This is a genomic window from Streptomyces bambusae (assembly GCF_019400985.1).
In the GTDB taxonomy this organism is placed as follows: Bacteria; Actinomycetota; Actinomycetes; order Streptomycetales; family Streptomycetaceae; genus Streptomyces; species Streptomyces bambusae_A.
The window spans coordinates 1-2,396 of the sequence record NZ_WTFF01000559.1 but is presented as its reverse complement, the minus strand read 5'-3'; the positions used below and the strand labels follow the sequence as shown (position 1 = coordinate 2,396).

The 2,396-nt window shown below is 70.2% G+C and carries 2 protein-coding genes; one reads left to right on the top strand and one right to left on the bottom strand.

Features of this window, described 5'->3' with window-relative positions; genetic code table 11:
• Positions 1-819 (bottom strand): RDD family protein (locus GPJ59_RS35520; RefSeq protein ID WP_219672242.1); only part of this gene is annotated, 819 nt, incomplete at its 3' end.
• 114 nt (positions 820-933) lie between these two features.
• On the opposite strand from GPJ59_RS35520, the gene GPJ59_RS35515 reads away from it, so the two are divergent.
• Positions 934-1,941 (top strand): stage II sporulation protein M, encoded by a 1,008-nt coding sequence (locus GPJ59_RS35515; protein ID WP_219672240.1) that lies wholly within the window; start codon positions 934-936, stop codon positions 1,939-1,941.
• Positions 1,942-2,396: the final 455 nt, after the last annotated feature.

Sequence of the window (2,396 nt, the reverse complement as noted above, 5' to 3'; positions counted from 1 at the left end):
TCTCTGAGATGTTATTAAGAGACAGCCGTACGCATGCCCGTTCCCGTGTCCGTGCCCGTTCCCCGCACCCGGCCGCCCGAAGGCCCGCGCCGCGTCCCGCGTCTGCCGCTCGTGCACCACGGCCGCCAGGTACGCGGCGGCCGGCACCCCCGGCGGCGGGGGCGTGCCCGTCCGCGCGACCAGGTCGTCGGCCAGCTTCGCCGCCATCGCCACGCTCACCTGCGGGTCCAGGTGCCGCATCCGCGTCAGGTACTGGCGTATCGCCAGCCACAGCCCGTCCGGCACCCCCGAGAGGTCCAGCCCGGTGAAACGGCCCGCCAGCCACGGCGGCGGAGGCGGCACCGGCATCACCCGCTCCGTGGGCACCCGCTCCCGCACCACCAGCGTCCCGGCGAAGACGTCGCCGAGCCGCCGGCCCCGCGCCGAGACCAGCGAGGCGATACAGGCCACGGTCCCGAAGGTGATGAGCAGCTCCACCACCCCCAGCGCCCCGCGCACCAGCGCGTGCCGGAAGCGGACCGGACCGCCGTCGTCCCGCACCACGCGCAGCCCGCACGCGAGCTTGCCCAGCGAGCGCCCCCGGCTCAGTGTCTCCACGGCGATCGGCACCCCGACCAGGAAGAGCAGGAAGCTCGCCACCGTCACCGCCGCCTGCGCGGCGCTGTCCATGGAGGCGGTCGCGAACGCCAGGCCCACCGATATGAGCACGTAGCCGGTGAAGTAGACGAGCAGGTCCAAGAAGATCGCCAGGGCCCGGCTCGGCAGCCTCGCCGGATGCAGCCCCAGGACGACCGCGTCCCCCGTCACCAGATCGCTCACCGATGCTCACCCTTCACGTGGCCGGACCCGGCCCTCCAACGAAAGCTGTCATCAAGTCTGCCAAGCTGACCACCGTAGGAGTAAGGCACCTGGGGCAGGGGAGCGGTAAACCGGATGGATCTCGACGTCTTCGTGTCCGCCCACCGGGCTGAGTGGGACCGCCTGGAGCAGCTCCTCGGCCGCGGCCGGCGGCTGACCGGAGCCGAGGCGGACGAGCTGGTCGCCCTGTACCAGCGGGCCGCCACCCACCTCTCCCTGATCCAGTCCAGCGCCCCCGACCCGATGCTCACCGGACGGCTGACCCAGCTGGTCGCGCGCGCCCGCGCGACGGTCACGGGTACCCGCCGGGCCGGCTGGCGCGACGTGATCCTCTTCTTCACCGCCGGCTTCCCCGCCGCCGTGTACCGCAGTCGCCGCTGGTGGATCCCCACCGCGGTGCTGTCCATCGCGATCGGCGTCCTGATCGGCTGGTGGATAGCCGCGCACCCCGAGGTCCAGGCCTCGATCGGCGCGCCGGAAGAGCTGAAGCAGATGACCAAGCCGGGCGGTGAGTACGAGACGTACTACTCCAGCCACCCTGCGGCGTCCTTCGCCGCCAAGGTCTGGACGAACAACGCCCAGGCCGCCGCGATGTGCCTGGTCCTGGGGGCCTTCCTGGGCATCCCCGTCCTCTGGATCCTCTTCCTGAACATGGCGAACCTCGGCGTAGGCATCGGCCTGATGGCCTCTGCCGGCCGCCTGGACACCTTCCTCGGCCTGATCCTCCCGCACGGCCTGCTGGAGCTGACGGCCGTCTTCGTCGCGGCGGGCATGGGCCTGCGCCTCGGCTGGACGGTCGTGGACCCGGGCCCGCGCACCCGCCGGGAGGCTCTCGCGGAGCAGGGCCGCGCCGCGCTGGGCATGGCCATCGGCCTGGCGGTGGTGCTCTTCGTCTCCGGCGTCATCGAGGGCTTCGTGACCCCCTCGGGCCTTCCGACCTGGGCCCGGATCGCCATCGGCATCGTGGCCGAGGCGGCCTTCCTGGCGTACGTCTACGTCCTGGGCGGCCGCGCGGCCCGGGCGGGCGAGGTGGGCGACGTCGAGGAGTCGGACCGCAGCGCGACCCTGCCGACCGCGGCCTGACAGGCCTGACAGGGCTGTCAGGCCGCCGCCCCCGGTGGGCCGATGTGCGGATCAGGGCCCTGAGCTGCTAGTGTCTCGTCGTCCCGCAAAGACCGTTGACACGGTCGGCGCGGGGAGGTAGATTCGAACGGTTGCGTCGGACTGGACAGTTCGACGGCAACGGTCTAGAATCATCTTCGCTCGCAGGGTTGGAACTGAATTCCGACCGTCGAGCACAAACCCCGACTCCTTTCGAGGATCCGAACGCCGGGAAATCCGGTCGGAAAACTTCTGATAGAGTCGGAAACGCCGGAAGGGAAAAGCGCGAAAGCGCCGGAACCGGAAAGCACCGAGGAAATCGGATCGGAAAAAGATCTGATAGAGTCGGAAACGCAAGAACGAAGGAAGCGCCCGGAGGAAAGCCCGAGAGGGTAAGTACAAAGGAAGCGTCCGCACCTTGAGAACTCAACAGCGTG

What these genes read in the sequence shown, in the direction of transcription:
- GPJ59_RS35515 (WP_219672240.1), top strand. Translation starts at nt 934, where the DNA reads ATGGATCTCGACGTCTTCGTGTCCGCCCACCGGGCTGAGTGGGACCGC.